At 70.8% G+C, this 21,547-nt stretch carries 20 protein-coding genes; 11 read left to right on the top strand and 9 right to left on the bottom strand.

What is annotated here, in order from left to right:
• Window positions 1–4: 4 nt before the first annotated feature.
• From AB0H71_RS20590 to AB0H71_RS20570, 5 genes are read right to left on the bottom strand one after another with little or no spacing between them, the layout of a single operon-like run.
• A complete protein-coding gene (locus tag AB0H71_RS20590) occupies window positions 5–1,375 on the bottom strand; it encodes an ABC transporter substrate-binding protein (RefSeq protein WP_357023028.1) in 1,371 nt (456 codons plus the stop codon).
• Between the two features lie 31 nt (window positions 1,376–1,406).
• On the bottom strand, window positions 1,407–2,534 hold the full coding sequence (locus AB0H71_RS20585) for an ABC transporter ATP-binding protein (protein WP_357023025.1): 1,128 nt from the start codon (window positions 2,532–2,534) through the stop codon (window positions 1,407–1,409).
• Window positions 2,534–3,403 carry an alpha/beta fold hydrolase gene (locus tag AB0H71_RS20580; protein ID WP_357023022.1) on the bottom strand — a complete coding sequence of 290 codons (870 nt, stop codon included), beginning with the start codon at window positions 3,401–3,403 and terminating at the stop codon, window positions 2,534–2,536. Before AB0H71_RS20580 ends, AB0H71_RS20585 begins: the two co-directional genes overlap by 1 nt.
• Complete coding sequence (locus AB0H71_RS20575) at window positions 3,400–3,924, bottom strand: YiiD C-terminal domain-containing protein (RefSeq protein ID WP_357023019.1); 525 nt, start codon at window positions 3,922–3,924, stop codon at window positions 3,400–3,402. The genes AB0H71_RS20580 and AB0H71_RS20575 overlap by 4 nt, the downstream gene beginning before the upstream one ends.
• 11 nt (window positions 3,925–3,935) lie before the next feature.
• The gene (locus tag AB0H71_RS20570; RefSeq protein WP_357023016.1) at window positions 3,936–5,096 is read right to left on the bottom strand and encodes an acyl-CoA dehydrogenase family protein; all 1,161 of its coding nucleotides are present in this window, start codon (window positions 5,094–5,096) and stop codon (window positions 3,936–3,938) included.
• 144 nt (window positions 5,097–5,240) lie between these two features.
• Here AB0H71_RS20570 and AB0H71_RS20565 point away from each other — a divergent pair, with 144 nt between their 5' ends.
• From AB0H71_RS20565 to AB0H71_RS20545, 5 genes are all read left to right on the top strand, one after another.
• Window positions 5,241–6,164, top strand: a complete 924-nt coding sequence (locus tag AB0H71_RS20565) for a PDR/VanB family oxidoreductase (protein ID WP_357023014.1) — start codon at window positions 5,241–5,243, stop codon at window positions 6,162–6,164.
• Window positions 6,165–6,215: 51 nt separating this feature from the next.
• The gene (locus AB0H71_RS20560) at window positions 6,216–6,926 is read left to right on the top strand and encodes a hypothetical protein (RefSeq protein WP_357023315.1); all 711 of its coding nucleotides are present in this window, start codon (window positions 6,216–6,218) and stop codon (window positions 6,924–6,926) included.
• A gap of 57 nt (window positions 6,927–6,983) precedes the next feature.
• The gene (locus AB0H71_RS20555; RefSeq protein ID WP_357023011.1) at window positions 6,984–7,337 is read left to right on the top strand and encodes a hypothetical protein; all 354 of its coding nucleotides are present in this window, start codon (window positions 6,984–6,986) and stop codon (window positions 7,335–7,337) included.
• Window positions 7,338–7,520: 183 nt separating this feature from the next.
• Window positions 7,521–7,970 carry a GNAT family N-acetyltransferase gene (locus AB0H71_RS20550; protein WP_357023008.1) on the top strand — a complete coding sequence of 150 codons (450 nt, stop codon included), beginning with the start codon at window positions 7,521–7,523 and terminating at the stop codon, window positions 7,968–7,970.
• Between the two features lie 250 nt (window positions 7,971–8,220).
• On the top strand, window positions 8,221–8,793 hold the full coding sequence (locus tag AB0H71_RS20545; protein ID WP_357023005.1) for a hypothetical protein: 573 nt from the start codon (window positions 8,221–8,223) through the stop codon (window positions 8,791–8,793).
• Between the two features lie 11 nt (window positions 8,794–8,804).
• Here AB0H71_RS20545 and AB0H71_RS20540 read toward each other — a convergent pair whose 3' ends face one another.
• From AB0H71_RS20540 to AB0H71_RS20525, 4 genes are read right to left on the bottom strand one after another with little or no spacing between them, the layout of a single operon-like run.
• Window positions 8,805–9,776 (bottom strand): SCO2521 family protein, encoded by a 972-nt coding sequence (locus AB0H71_RS20540; RefSeq protein WP_357023003.1) that lies wholly within the window; start codon window positions 9,774–9,776, stop codon window positions 8,805–8,807.
• Between the two features lies 1 nt (window position 9,777).
• A complete protein-coding gene (locus AB0H71_RS20535) occupies window positions 9,778–10,785 on the bottom strand; it encodes an SCO2522 family protein (protein ID WP_357023000.1) in 1,008 nt (335 codons plus the stop codon).
• Window positions 10,786–10,789: 4 nt separating this feature from the next.
• Window positions 10,790–11,704, bottom strand: a complete 915-nt coding sequence (locus AB0H71_RS20530) for an SCO2523 family variant P-loop protein (protein ID WP_357022996.1) — start codon at window positions 11,702–11,704, stop codon at window positions 10,790–10,792.
• A gap of 7 nt (window positions 11,705–11,711) precedes the next feature.
• Window positions 11,712–13,535, bottom strand: a complete 1,824-nt coding sequence (locus AB0H71_RS20525; protein ID WP_357022994.1) for an SCO2524 family protein — start codon at window positions 13,533–13,535, stop codon at window positions 11,712–11,714.
• A gap of 384 nt (window positions 13,536–13,919) precedes the next feature.
• On the opposite strand from AB0H71_RS20525, the gene AB0H71_RS20520 reads away from it, so the two are divergent.
• From AB0H71_RS20520 to AB0H71_RS20495, 6 genes are read left to right on the top strand one after another with little or no spacing between them, the layout of a single operon-like run.
• The gene (locus AB0H71_RS20520) at window positions 13,920–15,557 is read left to right on the top strand and encodes an ABC transporter substrate-binding protein (protein WP_357022991.1); all 1,638 of its coding nucleotides are present in this window, start codon (window positions 13,920–13,922) and stop codon (window positions 15,555–15,557) included.
• 4 nt (window positions 15,558–15,561) lie between these two features.
• Window positions 15,562–16,584, top strand: coding sequence for an ABC transporter permease (locus AB0H71_RS20515; protein WP_357022988.1), 1,023 nt, complete (start codon window positions 15,562–15,564; stop codon window positions 16,582–16,584).
• Window positions 16,581–17,444, top strand: a complete 864-nt coding sequence (locus AB0H71_RS20510) for an ABC transporter permease (RefSeq protein WP_357022985.1) — start codon at window positions 16,581–16,583, stop codon at window positions 17,442–17,444. Before AB0H71_RS20515 ends, AB0H71_RS20510 begins: the two co-directional genes overlap by 4 nt.
• Window positions 17,441–19,075, top strand: coding sequence for an ABC transporter ATP-binding protein (locus AB0H71_RS20505; protein ID WP_357022982.1), 1,635 nt, complete (start codon window positions 17,441–17,443; stop codon window positions 19,073–19,075). The genes AB0H71_RS20510 and AB0H71_RS20505 overlap by 4 nt, the downstream gene beginning before the upstream one ends.
• The gene (locus AB0H71_RS20500; protein WP_357022980.1) at window positions 19,072–20,310 is read left to right on the top strand and encodes an acyl-CoA dehydrogenase family protein; all 1,239 of its coding nucleotides are present in this window, start codon (window positions 19,072–19,074) and stop codon (window positions 20,308–20,310) included. The genes AB0H71_RS20505 and AB0H71_RS20500 overlap by 4 nt, the downstream gene beginning before the upstream one ends.
• The gene (locus AB0H71_RS20495; protein ID WP_357022977.1) at window positions 20,307–21,545 is read left to right on the top strand and encodes an LLM class flavin-dependent oxidoreductase; all 1,239 of its coding nucleotides are present in this window, start codon (window positions 20,307–20,309) and stop codon (window positions 21,543–21,545) included. Before AB0H71_RS20500 ends, AB0H71_RS20495 begins: the two co-directional genes overlap by 4 nt.
• Window positions 21,546–21,547 lie beyond the last annotated feature (2 nt).

The following is a 21,547-nucleotide window of genomic DNA, read 5'->3' as shown; positions in this document are numbered from 1 at the left end:
CCGGTCACTGCTGCGGCATCAGCTGGGCGCCCTGATCACGCGCCGCGCCCAGCGTGGACTTCGGGTCCTTGTTCTGGAAGACGACGGCCTCGACCGCGTCCATCATGCCGTCCCGGATCTGCAGATAGTTGTTGCCCGGCATGGAGATCCAGGGCTCCATGCTCGCCAGCTGGGCCACGTTCGGCGCCAGCAGCGGGTTCTTCGCGGCCCAGCCCTGCAGCCCCGCCGGGTCGCTCATCAGCCCGGTGCGCAGCGGCAGGTAGCCGATGCCCTGCGAGATCGTGGTGTAGGCGCCCTCGCTGGTCAGGAACTTGATCAGCTCCCACGAGGCGCGCTGCTTGGCCGGGTCGTTCGACAGGATGTGCAGCGACGCACCGGAGTTCGTCGGCACCACCGGCTTGCCCGCGAAGGCGGGCATGGGCGCCGCGCGCAGATCCCACTTGTCCTTGGCGCCGGAGACGAAGGTGCCCTGCACCGCGCTGGTCTCCAGGATCATCCCGATCTCACCGCGGCCGAACGCCTCGTACCCCTGCTTCTGCTGCAGCCGGGGCATGCCGCCCGACTCCACCAGCCGCTGCCCGAGCGCGGCCACCTCGACCGCGGGCGTCTCGGCGAAGGTCAGGTTACGCCGGTCCTCGGAGATCACCCGGCCGCCGTTGGAGCGCACCAGCGACTGGAAGCACCAGTCCTTCGCGGTCTTGGTCAGGCAGTCGATGTAGATGCCGCCCTTGCCGGTCGCGGCGATCGCGGCCGCGGCGGTGCTCACCTCGTCCCAGGTGGCCGGGGGCTTGGCCGGGTCCAGCCCGGCCTCGGTGAAAAGCGAGGCGTTGTAGTAGAGCACCGGGGTGGAGAACACGAACGGCACGCCGTAGGTGTGGCCGTCCCAGTCCGCCAGGGTGCGGGCGCGCGGGGCGTAGGGGTGCTTGCTGCCGTCGAAGTTGGCGGCGACGGCGTCCTTGCCGACCAGCGTGTCCAGCGGCTTGGCGCCGAGCTGGTTGATGGTGAAGTCCAGGTCGCTGAAGCCGAGCTGGGCGACGTCCGGCGGGGTGCCCGCCACCATCTGGTTCTGGATGCTGGAGATCGTGTCGGTGGCCGGGTTGGGGCTGTTGCCCTGCGGCTTCTGCGCCGTGACCGCGATATTCGGGTGCGTGGCGCGGAACTCGCCGAGCAGCTTGTCGAAGGTGTCGGTCCACGCGCCCGCGAGGCCGTAGTTGTAGGACTCGAAGACGATCGAGACCTTCTGGTCCGGAGCCAGCTCCGGGACCTGCGAGGTCTGCGCGTCCCCGTCGGACGCGGTCGGGCCGAGGCCGCCGCACGCGCTGAGCGCGAGGACCGCCGCGAACACCAGGCCCAGTACGGGCACGGTGCGTTTCACTGTGTTCTCCTCATCGTGTGGCCTGATCGGATCAGGCGACCGCGACGCGGGCGTCGCGGTCGATCGGGGCGCCGGGCTCCGGTTCGCGCCAGCGCAGCCGCAGCCCGCTCTCGGCGTCGAAGAGGTGCAGGTCGGCCGGGTCGGCGCGGACACCGAGCAGATCGCCGGTGGCCACCCCCGCGGGGCGCGGCACCCGCACGCCGAGGGTGTGCTCGCCGGTGTCGAGGTGCAGCAGCTCCTCGCTGCCCAGGTTCTCCACCATCCGCACGCGGCCGGTGATCGCGCCTGCGGGGTCGGGGCGCAGCCGCTCCGGGCGGATGCCGGCGGTCACCGCGAGCGGCTCGGTCAGCTCGCCCGGCTGCTGCGGCAGCACGATGTCGACGCCGCCCGCGACCAGGTGCAGCCTGCCGTCGCGCGGCGTCACCGTGGCCGGGAAGAGGTTCATCGGCGGCGCGCCGAGGAACCCGGCGACGAAGGTCGAGCGCGGCCGGTCGTACAGCTCGGCCGGGGTGCCGACCTGCTCCACCCGGCCGTCGTTGAGCAGCGCGATCCGATCCGCCATGGTCATCGCCTCGACCTGGTCGTGCGTGACGTAGAGGAAGGTGGTGCCCAGCGTCCGGTGCAGCGTGATGAGCTCCGCCCTGGTCGCCGAGCGCAGCTTGGCGTCCAGATTGGAGAGCGGCTCGTCCATCAGGAAGGCGCCCGGGTCGCGGACCATCGCGCGGGCCAGCGCCACCCGCTGCCGCTGCCCGCCGGAGAGCTTGGCCGGCTTGCGCTCCAGCAGCTCACCGAGGCCGAGCACCGCCGCCACCTCCGCCACCCGCTGCGCGATCGCCGCCCGCGGGGTGCGCCTGGCGCGCAGCGGGAAGCCGATGTTCTTCGCCACCGTGAGGTGCGGGTAGAGCGCGTAGCTCTGGAACACCATGGCCAGATCCCGGCGCTGCGGCGCCTGGTCCGTGATGTCGCGGTCGTCCAGCAGGATCCGCCCCGAGCTCGGCTCCTCCAGCCCCGCCACCATGCGCAGCAGCGTCGACTTCCCGCACCCGCTGGGGCCGAGCAGCACCATGAACTCGCCGTCCGCGATGTCCAGCTCGACCTCGCGCACCGCGACCGCCGCGCCGAACGCCTTCGACACCTTCTCGATTCGCAACCGTGCCATCACGCGCCCCGCGCCCAGGCGGCGATCCGGGCGGCCAGCACCGGCGAATCCTTCACCCAGGTGAAGTGATCGCGGTGCGCGACACCCGAACTCGCGTCCACATGCCAGCGGGTGACCCGCGCGCTCGGCATCCGCTCCACCAGGAAGTCCACATTCGACTTCGGCCCGAGCACATCCTCGTCGAGCGAGATCACCAGCACCGGCTTGGCCAACCGCCGCAGCAGCGAGTTGTACCGCCGCGACGACCCCTTGGGCCGGTAGAAGCTGGTGAGCGAGTGCATCGACCAGTCCCGCATGACTCCGCCCGGCATCGGCGCCGGGATGAGCACGCCACCCGGCCACTGCCCGGTCCGCCGGGCGACCCAGCCGATGTACTGGATCTGGCTCAGCGCCTCCCACCAGCGCCGCACGCCGAACGCGTACCAGAAGACGGTGCCGGTGCCGATGATCCCGACCCCGGCCACCCGCTCCGGCTCCGCGCTCGCGAAGAGCAGCGCGAGCTGCCCGCCCAGGCTGTGCCCGAAGAGGTACAGCGGCGCGTCCGGGAAGCGCTCCCGGACGGCGGCCACGATGGCGGGCAGATCGGTCTCGATCATCTCCCGGTAGCCGAAGTCGCGGTGCTCGCCGAGCGCGGGGGTGGCCTCGCCGTGCGCGCGCAGGTCGGTGGTGGCGACCGCGAGCCCCTCGGCGTGCAGGCTCGCGGCGAGCGCGAGGTAGTGCTTGGCCTTCATGGCCATGGCGGGCAGGATCAGCACGACCGGGGCGGCGGGCTGCTCGGCGGGGAGGAAGCGCACCGTGAAGGTGACGCCGTCCGCCGTCGCGACCGGCGCCGACTCCAGCTCGGTGAACTTGGGCAGCGCGGTGGTCATCGCTCGTCCTCCCCGGGGTTGGTGTCGCAGACGTAGTCAAAGCTGAACTCCGCGACCAGCACATCGGCGTCGTCCAGCAGCGCCGCCGGGATCACGATCTCGAACCGCTCGGCCACGGTGGAGGCGAGCACCCCCGCCACCGCCTCCGGCTCCACCGAGGCGACCGCGCGGATCCGCCCCGCCGCCGGGCGCCGGTACCGCACGCTCGCCCCCCGCAGCACCAGCCGCTTGACCCGGTAGAGCTTGCTCGCCGCCGCCCCGACGAAGGCCGCCGCGCCCGCGATGTCGGCGGCGGTGAAGAGCGCCCCCGCGTGCACGGTGCCCATGTGGTTGGTGGTCGGCCCCCCGGCCGGGATCTCGACGACCGCCCGCTCCGGCCCGATCTCGGTGATCTCGGTGCCGACGTGGGTGCCGAACGGGATCAGGGTGTGCGAGGTCGAGCGCAGGTACTCGTAGTCGACGTGCTCCGGATCCAGGTCCGGGTAGCCCGCCGCGAAGCCGGTGAGTTCACGCGTGGTCATGTGGTTCCCTTTCAGCGGTGCGCGCGCAGGGCGCGGCGGGCGATGGAGGTGCGCAGCACCTCGGACGGGCCCTCGTAGATCCGGAACGCCCGCGCCTCGATCAGGAACCGGGCCACCAGGTGGTCCTCGCAGACGCCGAGCCCGCCGTGCAGCTGCACCGCGCGGTCCAGCACCCGCCAGACCGCCTCGGAGACGAAGGTCTTCGCGATCGAGGCCTCGTGCCTGGACTGCGCGGCGGTCGGCCCGTGCGCGTCGATGGTCTCGGCGGCCGTGCGGATGACCCCGCGCGCCGCGACGATGTCCATCTCGCTGTCCGCGACCAGCGCCTGCGCCATGCCGTGCTCGGCGATCGGCGCCCCGAACGAGGTCCTGGCATTGATGTGCCGCAGCGCCAGGTGGTGCCCGCGCACCGCCAGCCCCAGCCAGTTCATGGCGAAGACCAGCCGCGAGGGCGCCAGCCGCACCTGCGCCAGCGGCAGCCCCTGCCCGACCGTGCCGAGCACCGCGGAATCGGGCACCGCGCACTCCTCGAACAGCACTTCGCAGTGCCCGCCCGGTGCGCTGGTGTAGTCCATGGTCGGCATCCGCCGCCCGACCTTGAAGCCCGGATTGTCGGCATCGACCAGGAACATGGTGGCGCCCTCGTCGGTATTCGCCACGCAGATGACGAAGGCCGCGCCCTGCGCGCCGGTGCAGAAGTGCTTGGCGCCGTTGATCACCCAGCCGTCGCCGGTCGCCCTGGCGTAGGTCTGCAGCATGCCGGGGTCGGAGCCGGCGCCGGGCGCGGGCTCGGTCATGGCGATCGCCGAGCGCACCTCACCGGAGGCGAGCGGCGCCAGGTAGCGCCGCTGCTGCTCCTCGTTCGCGACGTGGGCGAGCAGGTGGATATTGCCGTCGTCGGGCGCCCAGGCGTTCAGCGAGAGCGGGCCGAGCAGGCTCGCACCCGCGGCCTCCAGCACCTGCGCCTGCTCTGCGGTGGTCAGCCCGAGCCCGCCGTGGCGGGGATCGGAGAGCGGGCCGAAGACCCCGGCCTCCTTGGCCCGCTTCTGCAGCTCCAGCCGCAGCGCGTCGTCCATCACCCGACCGTCGACGACGACCTCGCGCTCCACCGGGACGACCTGCTCGTTGATGAACTGCGTGGTCCGTTCCACCAAATCCGCGACGTTGGTCATGGCGCCAGTCTCGGTCGGCGAGTCCCGGGCGTGTCGGGGCGATAGGCGTTCTCGATTGCGCGAATCATCTGCCCGTTCGCGCCCTGCGGTGCGGTCGGTTTCCGGTGACGGTTACCGCATCACACCGTCCGGTGAGGAGACCAGATGAACGACATCACGGTACGGGTGCGCGCCCGCCGGGACGAGGCGGCCGGCGTCTTCGCGCTCGACCTGGCCGACGCCGCGGGCGCGCCGTTGCCGGGCTGGCGTCCGGGTGCCCACATCGACGTCGCCGCCGGCCCCACCGGCGTCCGGCAGTACTCGCTCTGCGGCGACCCCGGCGACACCGGGAGCTGGCGCATCGCCGTCCTGCACGAGCCAGGCGGCCGCGGCGGCTCCGACCACCTGCACCGCACCGCGCTGGAGGGTTCCCTGCTCCAGGTCTCGCCGCCGCGCAACAACTTCGAGCTGGTCGAGGCCGAGGAGTACCTGTTCGTCGCGGGCGGCATCGGGATCACGCCGCTGCTGGCCATGACCACCACCGCCGCGGCCCCCTGGCAGCTCTACTACGGCGGCCGCAGCCGGGCCCACATGGCCTTCGCCGGAGCGCTGGCCGAGCGCCACCCGGCCGCCGTGCGGCTGCTGCCGCAGGACGAGCACGGCCTGCTCCCCATCGCCGAGCTCCTGGACCGCCACCCGCGCGCCACCGTCTACTGCTGCGGCCCCGAACCGCTGCTCGCCGCCACCGTCGCCGCGGGCACCGAGCGCGGAATGCCGGTCCACGTCGAGCGTTTCGCGCCGAAGCCGGTCCAGGCCGGCGCCGACACCGAGTTCGAGGTCCGGCTGGCGAGCACCGGCCGGACCTTCCGGATCCCCCCTGGCCGCTCCATCGCCGACGTGCTGGAGGCGGCCGGCGTCCCGGTCATCACCTCCTGCCGCGAAGGCACCTGCGGCAGCTGCGAGACCACCGTGCTCGCCGGCGCCGTCGACCACCGCGACTCGCTGCTCACCGCGGACGAACAGGCCGCCGGGACCACCATGATGCTCTGCGTCTCCCGCGCCGAGGACCTGCTCGTCCTCGACCTCTGACTACCCGGAGCCCGACCGGGCTGCCGGGTGCACCGAAAACCGAGAGGAAACATCAGGATGAGGAAGATCGTCGCGGTGGCCGCGGGCCTGGTCGCCGCTTGCGGAATCGCGTCCGGCACCGCCGGCGCGGCTCCGGCCGGTGACGGCACCGTCGATTTCACCGCGCACGCCACCGATACCCAGAGCATCATCAGCATCGACGAGGGCTCCCTCGTCGTCGAGGACGCCGCGCTGAAGATCAAGGCCCCGAACGGCGACCTCATCGCCGGGACGCCCCTGAGCTTCCGCATCGACGACTTCGAGTTCCCCATCGTCGCGCAGATCGCCGACCGCACCGCGACGCTGACGCCGCAGCTCGACGTGGCGCAGGCCGTCTACAAGCCGGTCGCGCTGCCGTACGAGGACAAGGCGCCGTTCAAGAACGAGTACGACCGCGAGGTCGCCGCCTGGTCGCGGCTGACCAGCACCATCAGCGCGGGTGCCACCATCGGCACGCTGGTCGGCGGGCTCGTCGGCGGTGCGGCCGGCTGCGTGCTCGGCGGGATCGCCGGCGCCACCGTCGCGTCGGCGACCATCGTCGGGCTGTTCGGGCCGTTCGTTCCGGCCGCCGCCATCGGCTGCATCGGTGGCATTCTCGCCATCGGGGCGCTCGGCACGCTGGCCGGCCAGATTCTGGTCACCGCGCCGGTGATCGTCGGGGCGGCGATCCAGTACTTCTCCACGATCAACGCGCCCGCGCCGGTTCCGCCGGCGGCGAAGTAGGGCGTACCGGCCCGGCGGTAGGTCCGGGGGACAGGCGGCTCCATCCGGTTCGTCCGGGTGGAGCCGCTGTCCGTTCCGCCACCGGCTTCCCGCCACCCCGCCGAGCGGCGTTTACCCGGTTCGCCCGCGGGCATCTCCGGCGATGTGCTGCTCCTGCCCGCCCCCGAATCCGGTGCCTCCGACTCGGTGCTCCCGGGCACCTCCGGCCCGCCCGCCGACCACCGCGCCGCCGCCGTCATCATGCTGGTCTACGGCCTCACGCCGGACCAGGCCGAGTACCTCCTCGGCCTGTGCGCCGAGCGCTCCGGCGAACTGCGCGATCGGTTCGCCGGAGAATTGTGCCGGGCCGCGGAGCAGTCCGGCGATCCGTCCGCGACGGTCCGCGCGCGCCTCGACCCCCTGATCGGCTGATTTCTCGCACGTCCGTTCGGAGCCGGTCGGGCCCGGCGTTTCCCGGGTTTTGTCGGTTTGACCCGGCCATAACACAATCTTCACGGTTGTAGTGACGTGCTGCTACAACATTCGGCGTGCGGCGCTCTAGACTGGCGCAAAAACATCGGCGGTGGAATCTCGATCGCCCAGAGTAGGGAGCGCATGTCCACACCCACGGAGCTCGAGCTGAAGTGCCGACCGGCTTGTTCGGCCGACCTCGCCCGGATCGTCGCCATCGAAGCGAGCGCCTTCCCCGAGCCCTACACCTATCTGATGCTTCGTCAGCTATTCGACGTGCACGGCAGCAAGTGGCTCGTCGCGGAGGCGGAGGGGCTGGTCATCGGATATGCTCTGATGCTCGAGAACGATGATGCGGCACTACTTTTCACATTCGCAGTCGACCCGCGCCACCGCGGCCACGGGTTCGGTAGCGCGCTGTTGCGCGACGCTCTCTCGGATCGGGACAAGCGGGTGTGGCTGACGGTGCGGCCCGACAACGGCGAGGCGATCCGGCGGTTCGAAAAGGCGGGTTTCCGACGGTCGCGATACGAGGAAGAGTATTTCGGGCCGAACGAACCTCGATACGTATACGAGTATCCGATCGACAATTGAAGTAGGACGCTTTATGGGGGGCTTGGAATCGTCGGACGCCTCAATGCAGGATCGCATATCGAATCGTGCGCTCAAGTATGACTCGAATGAGGATGCGAACCGACCGGTACTCCACGAGTTCGATGAGAAAGTCGAGGAGCTACTCGTCTTCTACACGCCGTCGGTCGCTCGGAATCGGTCGCATGCCCTTTTCTTCCATCAGCTGTACAGGGCGGCGATCGACCCCGAGCCCGACGATGCGCCGGGCCCGGTGCCGAGCGCCGTCATCGCGGCCTTCCTCGCCGCCGAACTGGAGTTCCGCAGTCCGCTGCGGCTGAGCGGCAGGCAGAGCATTCAGCTCGCGGCGGAGTTCGAGGCGGTAGCGGGCGTCTTCTCGGCGGCCCGGCTGCATCAGCACGCGGTCCGGGCCTACCAGCGGGCCAAGGCGCTGCACCGGATGACCGAGGACACCGAGGGCGAGGACAGGTGCGGGCTGTTGCTCGCCAGGGCCCGCACGGCCGCCCAGCCCGATGCCTGGCGGCGCGGGATGGGCCGGCTCGCCGACCTGCTGTGCGGTTACGGCTATCGACCCTCGTGGCTCCTGGGCTGGGTGGTGCTGCAGCTGGCGTTCTTCACCACCCTGGTCCTGGCGATCGGGGGTGGCGAATCGAACTGGAACCTCACCTACATGGCTCTGACCACCTTCCTCGGCCCGCTCGGTCCGGGCAACCTCGCGCAGGTCGACGGCGCGGCGCACGTGGTCTTCGGAATCGAATCCTGGGCCGGAGCCCTCACCATGGCGGTCTTCTTCGCCCTGCTCGTGCGGCGCTGGTTCCGGATGTAGCCCCGGGCCGCCTACTGGTCGAACTGCAGGGCCCGCTGTCGCAGGAACTCGAGCGTCGCCACTGCGATACCGTCACGAATCCGCGCGGCCTGGGTGTTCCACTGCCGGGTGAATCCGGGGTCGGTCTGCAGTTCTTTCCACAGGGTGCGCATGGCGGCGGGGGTGCGCGCCCCCGGCATCCACAGCCCCGTGAGGTGTACGAGGGCCGGGCTCAGGAGCTCGAGCTGGTCCCTGCTGGCGGTGCTGAAACGGTCCGCGTCCGAGAGCACCGTGGTGAGCACGGTCAGCAGCCAGTCGTGGGCCGCGAGGTCCTCACAGAATCGTTGCGCGTCCTCGATCCCCGCTTCGTCCCGGATGACGAGCCGCACCGAGCGGGTGGTGTCGTCGTCGAGCGACATGGACATCGACGGCCCGGTATTGCCGCCGATGCGAGCCGTCCACCGCAGCCGCGTGGCACCCACCCGCACCGGGGGCCGCTGGTCCAGCAGGGGGTGGCTGCGGGCGCCGGTCAGCAACCGCTCGCTGATCGAGCCGAGGTCGAGGATGTCCTCGCCGCGGGTGCCGTCCAGAAAGCCGTCCTCGAGTGCCGGGCTCGCCACGGCGCGCTCCGGAATGGAATTGATGACCTCGACCGTCCCCTTCCGGCGCAGGTAGTGCGACCACGGCCGCCGCCGTCGTTCCTCGGCCCGGAGCACCGCTGTCCTGGCGGACGATTGCAGGATCCGGCCGCCCGCCAGCCGGAGATTCGTCGCGACGGTTCCGACGATATGGGCGGGCTCGGGACGAAGCGCGAGCCGGCAATCGACCCCGACCGCCAGCGACGGCGAGATCGCCAGCGTGCCCGGACGCTCCCGCCACCACACGGAACGTCCCGGAATCAGGCTGAGAAATTCCCTGGCCTCCAGCCGGGCGAGCGCGATCGCCGAGGGCAGCAGACAGGTCCGGGTCTCCCCCAGCACGATCAGCGGAGTGCCCGACGGCATTTCACGACCCGTCGAGCAGCAGATGCGACACCCGCTCATTGATATTGCGGGACACCATGATCGGGTTGTCCTCGCTCGCGCCGCGGGCGACGACGTCGTGCGTGATGTCGTCGTCCAGATCCAGGTGGTCCAATATCACCCGGACGGCGTGCTCGATCGGGAGGTACTGCTTCGGCAGCATCGACAGGGTCTTGAACGCGGCGAACGGCGCGGCCGTCGGGTTCAGCTGCATCACCGGCGGCAGGTCCTGCCAGTTGTCCGGCCACGGCCTGCCCTGCCAGAGGTGCGGCTCCGCCACCACCGCTCCGTGGTGCCGCAGCATACCGAGCCGGAACAGGTGCCACACCGAGGCCAGGAACTGGCAGGACCATTGCCGCTCGGGCCGGCCCTGCCCGAGCCCTTGGCTCCAGAGCTCGACGTCGAGAAAGATCGAGTGCGATCGTCGGCCGAATTCCTCCGGTGGCCGATAGGTGCGCGTCCGCATCGCCTGGCTCGGCTCGTACTCCGAGGACCTGCGCCCGTTGCACAGCCACCCCGACTGGGCGGTGGGCGGCCTGCTGCCGTTGTCGGGCGGCGCGGGCTCGGAAACGATTCGCGCCGCGACCATCTCGGCGACCGGAAGGGGTTCACCGCATGCCGCGCCATTGGCGAACGGTGCGGCTCGCCAGCATGCCGATTCCCGCCCGAGATAGTCGATGACCAATCCCGCTTCACTCGCCGCGGTGAGCAGCTCGGGAAGGATCTCCGAGGGGTCGGTTTCCGGCTGGAAGTAGTCGTCGAGCAGGTAGCACGTGCTTATCCGTGCCCCGTCGCCGTGCCGAAGCCGGGTGGATTCCACGAATGCCGAGATCAACGGGACGATCCGGCGGAACTCCGCACGCACGAGAGCGGGGTCGTCGGTGATCTCCTTCAGCCGGAAGTGCCCGACCTCGATCGAAAGGTGCGACAGCGGAACGTGGGCGACCGGTGCGTGCTCGGTGGCCTCGTCGTAAGCGGAGCGAACGGCCATCGCGCTACACCTCCCAGGCCGCGTCGTCGACGAGACGCCGGGCGAGTTCTTGATACGCGGCCACGGTTTCGGGATTGGCGATGTGGGCGTTGATGTCGTTGTCCAGGATCACCTGCTCCCGCCACAGCAGAATCGGTTCGATCGGGGTGATGCCGAGCACCTTGGTCTTTCCGACCTTGTTGGCGGCGGCGAGCCTGCGGAGCACTTCGTCCTGCGCTTGGAGCCACGCTGCCTGAGCGCCACGCTCGGCGCCGACCTGGCCGGGGGAGACCGGCACCGCGGTACGAACGAATCGGGTGGCGCCGAGCAGTCGAGCTCTGTCGTGGCCGCACTGGACACCGAGATCCAGGAGCCCGTGTTGTTCGTAGACAAGGCCCGCGGCCGCCAGGATGTGCTGTCGCGTCCACCGGTGGAACACCAGCCAGCGCGCTGTGGTGCCGCGGAGCGGGCCCTGCGCCGTCGCCCGGAGCGCGACGTCGAGCGCGCCGGTGCGGCCTGCGCTGAGGTCGACGATCACCACGTGGAACTCGCTCGCGAGGTTGGCCAGCAGGGCGGCGCAGCGTTGGACGACCCCGTCATTCGTGGTGAGCAGGTCGGCACCGCCCTCGTCACCGGGGAACAGGAACAGCCTGCCCGCGCGCTGCGCCGCCCGCTTGAATTCCACGCGCTGGGTCGCCGGCCCGACTTCGAGCCGAAGCGCCTCTCCGGTCCTACCGAGCAGATAGGAGTGCATGCCGCCGCCGGTCTTGACGCCGCGCTCGTAGCCATCGATCTCGAAGAGCGCGCCCGCCGTCGGGGATCCGAAATCGAAGTCGACATAGGCGACATTGCGGCCCGCGAGGGTGAGCCTGTGCGCGATATTGCAACTGGTGACCGAGCGCCCGGTGCCGCCCTTGTCGGATGTCGCGAAGACCAGCATCACGGCCTCACCGGGTCGCTTCCCTGCGCGCGTACGCCAGGTCGTCCAGCGCGACGAGCGCCTCCGCCGCCAGGCTGTGCGCGGTGGCCGGTTGTTCGACCAGGATGTCCCGTGCCCGGTCGAGTTTCTGCCGGATCCGGCCGACCTCCCGCTCGCTGGGCGAGAGCTGGTAGCCCTCGATGCGCAGCTCCTCGCGGTTGAGCAGATGCTCGGCCTCGCTGAGCAGATCGACCGCGCGATTGACCATGGTGACGGGCGCGAGCGGATCGGTCTCGAAGGTGTTGTGTGCGACGACCAGGCACTCCATCATCCGTTCGGTGATGAACCAGGAGACGCCCGCACCTGTCGCCGCGGGATCCGGCTCGTCCCAGAGGCCGGCGGCAGCGCCGTTGCCCTTCATCCGAGTCGCGAGGTGCTCCATCGCCGCCTCGGCGAGGCTCATCAGCTGATCGCGGGTGCGCACATCGGTGCGTAACCTGCTCGCCTGCAAGCAGCGCTTCAGCAGCATGGTCGCGTAGTCGGAGACGTACCAGTGCAGCACCGATCCACCGCCGATGTCGCTGCCGGCGAGTTCCATCAGGACGCCCGGGTGATGCAGTGCGACAGCGGGGTCGGCTGTTGTGACCCTGCTGGTGATCCGGCCGCGCCGGGCCAGCTGATCGAAGACCGCGACGGTGCGCGCCAGGTCGTCGGTACTGTCCCGATGAACCAGATCCTGGATCAGAATGGCCGTCACCACCAGGCTGTAGTAATCGGACTCCTGACCGTCCGAGGTGCGCCAGGGAATGTCCTCCAGTGGCCAGCGTCCGCCGCCGAATCGGGCAACCGTGCTCCAGTAGGTCCGCGCCAGCTCGAATCGCAGCTGCAGGGCGTCGCCGAGGGCTCGCTGCTCGTCGTTCAGCAGTTCGAGTTCCTGGATGCGCTGCGAGGCGAGATCGCTGATCCCGTCGAGGGCGACCGCCGTGAAGTAGAGGTACGGCCGGGGCGCGGCGTGCCCCGGCATCCGGCCTACCCGGGTGGGCACGATGTCGACCTCCGCCGCGGTCTCGACGACGCCCCAGCCCCAGCCGCACTCGAACAGCCGCCGGTCGTCGGCGACGTCCACCCCGGAGAGCTGACCGAACCTGACTTCGTTCGAGGCCCGCACCCGCAGCCGCTCCAGTTCGCGCGTGAGCCGCGGAAGTGTCTCCGCCGGCGTGCGGTTCTGGCTCACCATCCGGAGGATCTCCCGGTGCGCGGGCTCCCCCGGCGTGGGAGTGTGGATGACAAAACTGCGGACCAGCCCGGTCATCGCCGCGGTGAGGCGGGCGCTCGTCTTCGCACGGAGTGGTGCTATCCGTTCGAAGACATCCCGGTCGCTTTGACGCAGTTCCCCCGCCAGCGAGCCCTCCAGTCCGCGGAGGAAGCGAAGCGCCGCGATGCACAGGCTCAGGGACATGGAGTAGGAATCGACCACATCGAGCGCGAGTTGCGCATCGGTCGGCTGGCCGTCCGCTGCGCGAAAGTAGGAGCCCGCGCTGAAGATCGGCTCGCCATCCGGTTCGGAGTAGCGCCGCAGATATTCTTCCAGCAGCCCGACCAGCAAACCGCCGACCACGGTCGAATCGCCCCACGGCTCCAGTGCGCGATGCACATCGGGCGCGACATTGTCCGGCTGATGCAGGGCGAAGGCGGTGATCTCGGTCGCCGGGTACAGCAGGCACAGCAGCTGCTCGGCATCGTTGATCGAATTGGATGCGTCGCGCCCGCCGCCGAGCCAGGGGTCCGCGGATCGGTACGTGAAGACTGCTCGCCACAGCTCCAGAAGTTGCTGCCGTGGTTTGATTCTCATGCGGTTCCCGCCCTCGCCGCCGCCTCCAGCCGACGACGTCGGCACTCGCCCCGATTGTGAAGTGGTTTCCGCGCGCGGAGTAGGAAGATCGGGGAATTGCCTACTGCGCGATGTATCGGTCCCTTCGCAACGGGGATCTCGCATCGAAGTCTCGAATCGAGACCCTGCGCCTGGCCGGCGGTTCGACGCGGCCGGGGGCGGGGAGCGGGACTGGCGGACGACGGCGTACGTCGTGCCGGGCCGCCGAATGGAGGAAAACTTCACGATCGCGGAGTTCGAATCACGCTGAGCTGACCCGTCGCCCCACCCCCGCCGAAATGGTCAACTTCTCCGGACAACGCCGGATCGTCGGCGTGCGATTTTCGAGGAAGACCTACCACCGCCATGAGGAATATCCGATTCCGCAGACTTCTGGCCACCGCGACGGTGGCGACCGCTCTCGTGACAGCGCTCGCCGCGTGTGGCGGGCCGTCGAATTCGACGGGGGCGGAGGGGGGTGCTCCGGTCTACGGGGGGACGCTGAACTTCTACGATCCGGTGCAGTACACGGCGTGGCTGCCGACGGCGTCGATCTGGTCGAACAGCCAGGTCACGAACAATCTGGCGGACCGGCTGACCTGGCAGGATCCGGAGTCGGGCGCGGTGCGGCCGTGGCTGGCGAAGTCGTGGGAGATCAGCGCGGACAAGCTGAGCTACACCTTCACGCTGCGCGAGGGGGTGACGTTCAGCAACGGTGATCCGGTGGACGCGGCGATCGTGAAGGCCAATTACGACCAGCACGGTTTCGGGGACAAGGCGCTCGGAATTCCGCCGGATTCGTTCTTCGCGAATTACACCGGTAGTGAAGTCGTGGCGCCGCTCACCGTGAAGGTGAACTTCAGCAAGCCGAATGTGGGCTTCCTGCAGGTGACCTCTTTCTATCGGGCGGGGTCGATTCTGGCGAAGCCGTTCCTGGAGCGGGATCTGAACGGGCAGGGGCAGGCGCAGAACTGGATCGCCTCGGGGCCCTTCGTGGTGGAGTCGGTGAACGGCACGACCGGGATCACGCTGAAGCGGCGCGAGGACTACAACTGGGCGCCGGAGGGCTCCGGGCATCAGGGGCGCGCGTACCTGGAGCGGGTGGTCTTCAAGACGGTGCCGGAGGCGGGGACCCGGGTGGGGGCGCTGCAATCCGGTGAGGCGCACATCGCGCGCAATATCGCCCCGTACGACGAGGAGACGGTGCGCGCGCAGGGCGGGCGCATCGAGGCCTTCGCGGTGCAGGGGCAGACGAACAAGCTGTCGCCGCAGCTGGATTCGACGGCGCCGGTGACCGACAAGAACGTGCGGCTGGCGCTGCAGGCGGCCACCGACCGGGCGGAGATCAACCAGACGGTGCTCTCCCCGAGCTACCCGATCCCGGGCAGCATCCTGGTGCAGGGCACGCCGCAGCGGCCGGACGCCGGTGACGCATTGAAATACGACCTGGGCAAGGCGAATTCGCTGCTGGAGCAGGCGGGCTGGAAGAAGGGCGCGGACGGGATCAGGGAGCGGGACGGCAGGCGGCTCCGGATCGAGATCTGGATCGCGCCGTACTACCAGGTCGCGCAGCCGGTGCTGGAGCTGCTGCAGTCGCAGTGGAAGAAGGCCGGGGTCGAGCTGAACATCAACGCGACCTCGCTCACGGAGTACGAGGCCACCCAGACCGCCCGCGCCGACAGCTGGGCGCTGGTGCAGGGGCAGCTCTCCCGGGCCGAGCCGGACGTGCTGCGCTCGGCCTACGACAGCACCGCCACCAACGAGCTGCACAACCCCACCCCGGACGCGAAGCTGGACGAGCTGGTCCGCGCGCAGGCCTTCGAGTTCGACCCGGCCAAGCGGGCGCAGGCGGTCGCGGCGATCCAGGACTACCTCTTCGCCGAGGGCTACGTGATCCCGCTCTACGACGAGACCCAGGTCTTCGGCCTGGCGCCGACGGTGCACGGCTTCGGCACCGAGTCCACCGCCCGCACCTGGCTGTACGACACCTGGATCGAGGAGTGAGGGGATGCGCGGCTACGTCCTGAAGCGGCTCGCCCAGGCGGTGCTGGTGCTGCTCGCGGCCTACACCCTGTCGTTCGCGCTGCTGAGTGCGCTCCCGGGGGATTCGGTGAACAACCGGATCCAGAACCCGGATGCGCAGATCTCCCCGGAGGCGGGGCGGATGATGCTGGAGTACTACGGGCTGGACCGGCCGATTCCGGAGCAGTACCTGCACGGGCTGGCGGCGGCGCTGCGCGGTGAGTTCGGCTTCTCGCTCGCCACCGGCACCCCGGTCACCGACATGATCGGGGCGGCGCTGCCCGGCACGCTGGCGCTCACCGGGCTGGCCCTGGTCTTCGGGCTGGTCTTCGCCGGGGTGGTCGCGGTGCTGATCAACTACGGGCGGTGGGCGTGGCTGCGCGACCTCGCCGGCTCGGCGCCCGCGCTCTTCGCCTCGGTGCCGACCTTCGTGGTGGGCATCCTGGCGCTGCAGTTCCTCTCCTTCCGCCTCCACCTGATCCCCTCGGTGGACGACGGGACGGCGCTGGCGCTGCTCGCCCCGGCCGCGACGCTGGGGCTGCTGGTGGCGGCGCCGATGTCGCAGGTCTTCGCGACCTCGATCCGGGGCACCAGGCGGCAGCCGTTCGTGCACGTGCTGCGGGCCAAGGGCGCGGGGGAGGGCTTCGTCTTCCGCAAGGACGTGCTGCGCAACTCCTCGCTGCCGGTGCTGACGCTGCTCGGGCTGACCTTCGGCGAGCTCATCGCGGGCTCGGTGGTGACCGAGGCGGTGTACGCGCGGGACGGGATAGGGCAGCTCACGGTGGGCGCGGTGGAGACCCAGGACCTGCCGGTGGTGCAGGGCGTCGTGCTGCTCTCCGCGGCCGCCTACGTGCTGGTGAATCTCGCGGTGGACCTGGTGTATCCCTTCGTGGACCCGCGGGTGCTGGTCGACGGCCGGACGCAGCGTTTCACCAAGGCGGTGCGCAAGCGCAGCCCGCGGGTGGTCGTTCCCCCGCGCGGGCTCCCGGCGGAAGTGGCCATGCCGTGACCGCCGTCCTGGAACACGAGAAGAACGCGCCGGAACGCGCGCAGAAGGCGTCGCCGCTGCGCCGGCTCGGCGCGAACTGGACGCTGGTGCTCGCCATCGCCGTGGTGGCGACCGCGCTGCTCTGGGCGGCGCTCCCGCACCTGTTCGTCAGCTACGACCCGCTGCTGCCGGATCCGGCGAACAAGCTGCGGCCGCCCTCGGGTGAGCACTGGTTCGGCACCGACCAGCTGGGCCGCGACCTCTACACCCGGGTGGTCTACGGTGCCCGCGCCTCGCTGCTCGGCTCGGCGGTCGCGGTCGGCGTCGGGGTGCTGGTGGGGTCGCTGCTCGGCGCGCTGGCCGGGTGGTTCGCCGGTTTCACCGACAGCGCGCTCATGCGGGTGATCGACGTGGTGCTGGCGATCCCGGGCTTCCTGCTCGCCATCACCATCGTGGTGCTGCTCGGCTTCGGGGTGCTGCAGGCGGGGATCGCGGTCGGGCTCACCACATCGGCGACCTTCGCCCGGCTCATCCGCTCCGAGGTGCTCAAGGCGCGGACCAGCACCTATGTGGAGGCCGCGATCACCAGCGGCGCCTCGACGCTCGACATCCTGCGCAGGCACGTGCTCCCGAACTCCATCGCGCCGACGGTCTCGCTGATCACGGTGCAGTTCGGCATCGCCATCATCTGGATCGCCTCGCTCAGCTTCCTCGGGCTCGGCGCGCAGCCGCCGGAGCCGGAGTGGGGGCGGCTGGTCTCGGACGGCCGCAACTACATCGCGACCCGCGGCTGGCTCACGCTCTGGCCGGGGCTCACCGTGGTCGCGGTGGTGCTGGCCACCAACCACATCGCGCACCACATCACGAGGAGGCAGCCGTGACCCTGGTCGACGAGGACGCCCGGACCGCGACGGCGGTGCTCTCGGTGCGCGACCTGAGCGTCGGGTACCGCACCGGCGGCACGCTCGCCCCGGTGCTGCGCGGCGTCTCCTTCGAGGTGGCGCCCGGGCAGGTGCTGGCGCTGGTCGGCGAGTCGGGGTCGGGCAAGACCACCACCGCGCACGCGGTGCTCGGGCTGCTGCCGGAGAACGGCGAGGTGCTCGGCGGGCGGATCGCCTTCGCCGGGCAGGAGCTCACCGAGCTCTCGGAGCAGGGCTGGCGGCGGGTCCGCGGCCGGGCGGTGAGCCTGATTCCGCAGGACCCGGCGGTCTCGCTGGACCCGGTGCGGCGGGTCGGGCCCCAGGTGGAGGATGTGCTGCTGCTGCACACCGACCTGGACGCCGCGGCGCGCCGGGCGCGGGTGTACGAGCTCTTCGAGCTGGTCGGCTTCACCGAGGTGGAGCGGCGTTACCGGCAGTACCCGCACGAGCTCTCCGGCGGCATGCGGCAGCGGGTGCTGATCGCGGCGGCGGTGGCGGCCGAGCCGGAGCTGATCATCGCCGACGAGCCGACCTCCGCGCTCGACGCCACGGTGCAGAAGCAGGTGCTGGACCTGATCGACGACATCCGGCGCCGCCTCGGCACCAGCGTCGTCCTGGTCACGCACGACCTCGGCGTCGCCGCCGACCGCTCCGACGTGATCGGCGTGATGCGCGGCGGCGAGCTGGTCGAGGCCGGGCCGACCGGGGAGATCGTGGCCGCGCCGCGGCACGAGTACACCAGGAAGCTGCTGGACAGCGTGCCCTCCCGGATCGGCCGGATCCGGCCGCGCGCGGCGGCGCCCGCCGAGCGGGAGACGGTGATCGAGGTCGCCGGGCTGCGCAAGGAGTACGGCGACGTGACCGCCGTCGACGGCATCTCGTTCCAGGTGCGGCGCGGTGAGACCTTCGCCATCGTCGGCGAATCGGGGTCGGGGAAGTCGACGACGGCCCGGGTGCTGACCGGGCTCACCCCCGCCACCGGCGGCAGCGCCACCCTGCTCGGCACCGACATCACCCGGCTGCGGCGCAGAGATTTTCGTGCCTTACGGCGCAATGTCCAGATCGTCTACCAGAACCCGTACTCCTCCTTCGACCCGCGCTTCGACGTGTACGACGTGGTGGACGAGCCGCTGCGCTCGTTCGGCGGCAGGCGCCGAGGCAAGCGGCCCAACGAGGAGCAGGTGGTGGCGGCGCTCGAAGCCGCCGCGTTGCCCGCCGATTTCGTCCGGCGGCACCCGCGCGAGCTCTCCGGCGGGCAGCGGCAGCGGGTGGCGATCGCGCGCGCCCTCGTGCTCGAGCCCGAGGTCGTGGTGCTGGACGAGCCGATCTCCGCGCTCGACGTCTCGGTGGCGGCGCAGATCCTGGAGCTGCTCCGCACCCTGCAGGACGAGCGCGGCCTGACCTACCTGTTCATCTCGCACGACCTCGCCGTGGTCCGGGCCATCTCGGACCGGGTCGCGGTCATGCGGCAGGGCCGGATAGTCGAGCAGGGCGCGGTGGAGCAGGTCTTCGCGCACCCCGCCGACGACTACACGGTCCGGCTGGTTGACGCCATCGCCGGGCGCGACCTCATCTCGGGAGGAACCCCATGACCACACAGCCGGAGACCCTGGCCGCGGCGCTGCAGCGCATCCGGGCGGTGCTGGTGCGGCTGGCGAAGGGCGTCGGCGAGCGCGACCTGGCCTTCGTGCACCCGGACGGGCTGATCCAGGAGCTGGCCGACGCCGGTTTCGGGCGGCTGCGGGTGCCGGTGGAGTTCGGCGGCTTCGGCGTCGAGCTGCCGGAGCTCTTCGAGCTGCTGGCCGAGGCCGGGCAGGCCGACTCCAATGTGCCGCAGATCTGGCGCGGCCACTTCACCACGGTCGAGATCCTGCTGCTGGAGACCGATCCCGAGGTGCGCGCGCACTGGCTGCGCAAGATCGGCGCGGGCGCGGTGTTCGGCAATGCGCAGTCCGAGCCGTCGGCGGTGGTCGCGGCGGCGGTCTCCGCCGGTGACCTGGCGCCCGGCTGGGGCACCTCGACCACGAAGGTGCGGACCGCCGCGGACGGGCAGCGGCTGGTGTCGGGCACCAAGTTCTACTCGACCGGCGCGCGCTTCGCCGACTACATCCGGGCGGCGGTGGCCGACGACGCGGGCGGCCGCGGCTTCGTGGTGATCCCGGCCCGGCACCCCGGCGTCACCCACGTGGACGACTGGGACGGCATCGGGCAGCGCCAGACCGGCAGCGGGACCACGCTCTTCGCCGATGTGCCGGTGGAGCCGCACGGCGAGATCGGGACGTTCCGGGAGTCGCTGCGCGGGCTCGACTCCTTCGTGCAGATCGTGCACCTGGCCAACCTGACCGGGATCGCGCGCAGCATCGTCGCCGAGACGGTGGATATCGTGCGCGCCCGCACCAGGACCAGCCTGCACGCGCTCACCCAGAAGGCGGCCGAGGACCCGGAGGTGCTCGGCGTGGTCGGGGTGCTCGAGGCGCGCAGGCTCACCGCCGAGACGCTGCTCCGGCTGGCCGGTGAGCGGTTGCGGGCGGCGCACGCCAGCGGCGCGGAAAGCGATTACACGCGGGCCTATCTGGATACCTCGGCCGCGCAGATCGCGGTGATCGAGGCGGTGCTTGACGCGGCGACCCGCGCCTTCGACGCCGGTGGCTCCTCGACGGCGCGGAACAGCGCGCACCTGGATCGGCACTGGCGCAATGCCCGCACGCTGGCCTCGCACAACCCGGTCGTCTACAAGCCGCGGGTGGTCGGGGCGTACCTGGTGAACGGGGACTTGCCGGAGCCGGGGTACTACCGGAACCGGCCGTCCGCGGAGGCGCAGGCATGAGCAGGCAGCTGCACCTGAATGTCAATATTCTGAATTCCGGTGTGTTCGGAGGCTCCTGGCGCTTCCCGGGCACCGATGGGCTGGCGTCGTACTCGATCGAGCACTACACCTCGATCGCGCGCAAGGCCGAGGAGGCGCGGCTGGACGCCGTCTTCCTGGCCGACGGCCCTCTGCTCGACCCCTCGACCAAGCACCGCACCGGCAACAATCTGGAGCCGACCACGGTGCTGGCCCGGATCGCGGCGCGCACCGAGCGGATCGGGCTCATCGCCACGCTCTCCTCCTCCTACAACGACCCGGCCGAGCTGGCGGGGCGCCTCGGCGACCTGGACCACCTGAGCGGCGGGCGCTTCGGCTGGAACGTGGTGACCACGGCCGGGCCGGTGGCGGCGCGGAACTTCGGCCGCACCGGCGAGCCCGAGCACGGGCTGCGCTACCGGCGCGCGGGCGATTTCGTCGAGCGGGTGGTGGCCGCCTGGGCGGCGCGCACCGAGTACGTGTCGCCGCAGGGGCGGCCGGTGGTGGTGCAGGCCGGTGGCTCGGCGGACGGCAAGCGGCTGGCCGCCCGGGTCGGCGAGGTGATCTTCTCCGCCGAGCAGGACATCGACCTGGCCCGTGACTTCCGCACGGAGTTACGCGAGGGGGCGCGGCAATTCGGCCGCGACCCGGACGAGATCGTGGTGCTGCCGGGGCTCTCCACCGTGCTCGGCAGCACCGAGGCGGAGGCGCGGCAGCGCCGGGAACTGCTGGACGACGTGCTGCCGGACGCCTACGCGCGCGCCCGGCTCGCGAGCCAGCTCGGCTTCTCCCTCGACGGCCTGCCCGACGACGAGCCGCTCCCCGCCGAGCTGCTCGACGCGCCGGACGCCAGCGCCGGGTCGCAGACCTTCAACCGGGTGGTGCGCGACATCATCGCGCGGGAGAACCCGACGCTGCGGCAGCTGCTGAAGAAGCTCTCCGGCGGTGGCGGGCACCGCATCGTGGTCGGCACCCCGGAGCAGGTGGCGGACGATATCGAGCGCTGGTTCCGGCACGGCGCCGCGGACGGCTTCAATGTCATGCCGGACGTGCTGCCCTCCGGCTTCGACGATTTCGCTGACCACCTGGTGCCGGAGCTGCGGCGGCGCGGGCTGTTCCGCACCGAGTACGAGGGGACCACGCTGCGCGACCACCTCGGGCTCGGGCTGCCCGCCGCACCGGCGGTGGAGCGCGGGCCGCTCGAAGCGGCGCGCTGAGG

This window comes from Nocardia sp. NPDC050697 (assembly GCF_040654395.1).
Taxonomy (GTDB): Bacteria; Actinomycetota; Actinomycetes; order Mycobacteriales; family Mycobacteriaceae; genus Nocardia.
This window is presented reverse-complemented; position numbering and strand designations above follow the sequence as displayed.

What these genes read in the sequence shown, in the direction of transcription:
- AB0H71_RS20585 (WP_357023025.1), bottom strand. Translation starts at nt 2,534, where the DNA reads ATGGCACGGTTGCGAATCGAGAAGGTGTCGAAGGCGTTCGGCGCGGCG.
- AB0H71_RS20580 (WP_357023022.1), bottom strand. Translation starts at nt 3,403, where the DNA reads ATGACCACCGCGCTGCCCAAGTTCACCGAGCTGGAGTCGGCGCCGGTC.
- AB0H71_RS20575 (WP_357023019.1), bottom strand. Translation starts at nt 3,924, where the DNA reads ATGACCACGCGTGAACTCACCGGCTTCGCGGCGGGCTACCCGGACCTG.
- AB0H71_RS20570 (WP_357023016.1), bottom strand. Translation starts at nt 5,096, where the DNA reads ATGACCAACGTCGCGGATTTGGTGGAACGGACCACGCAGTTCATCAAC.
- AB0H71_RS20565 (WP_357023014.1), top strand. Translation starts at nt 5,241, where the DNA reads ATGAACGACATCACGGTACGGGTGCGCGCCCGCCGGGACGAGGCGGCC.
- AB0H71_RS20550 (WP_357023008.1), top strand. Translation starts at nt 7,521, where the DNA reads ATGTCCACACCCACGGAGCTCGAGCTGAAGTGCCGACCGGCTTGTTCG.
- AB0H71_RS20540 (WP_357023003.1), bottom strand. Translation starts at nt 9,776, where the DNA reads ATGCCGTCGGGCACTCCGCTGATCGTGCTGGGGGAGACCCGGACCTGT.
- AB0H71_RS20535 (WP_357023000.1), bottom strand. Translation starts at nt 10,785, where the DNA reads ATGGCCGTTCGCTCCGCTTACGACGAGGCCACCGAGCACGCACCGGTC.
- AB0H71_RS20530 (WP_357022996.1), bottom strand. Translation starts at nt 11,704, where the DNA reads ATGCTGGTCTTCGCGACATCCGACAAGGGCGGCACCGGGCGCTCGGTC.
- AB0H71_RS20525 (WP_357022994.1), bottom strand. Translation starts at nt 13,535, where the DNA reads ATGAGAATCAAACCACGGCAGCAACTTCTGGAGCTGTGGCGAGCAGTC.
- AB0H71_RS20520 (WP_357022991.1), top strand. Translation starts at nt 13,920, where the DNA reads ATGAGGAATATCCGATTCCGCAGACTTCTGGCCACCGCGACGGTGGCG.
- AB0H71_RS20515 (WP_357022988.1), top strand. Translation starts at nt 15,562, where the DNA reads ATGCGCGGCTACGTCCTGAAGCGGCTCGCCCAGGCGGTGCTGGTGCTG.
- AB0H71_RS20500 (WP_357022980.1), top strand. Translation starts at nt 19,072, where the DNA reads ATGACCACACAGCCGGAGACCCTGGCCGCGGCGCTGCAGCGCATCCGG.
- AB0H71_RS20495 (WP_357022977.1), top strand. Translation starts at nt 20,307, where the DNA reads ATGAGCAGGCAGCTGCACCTGAATGTCAATATTCTGAATTCCGGTGTG.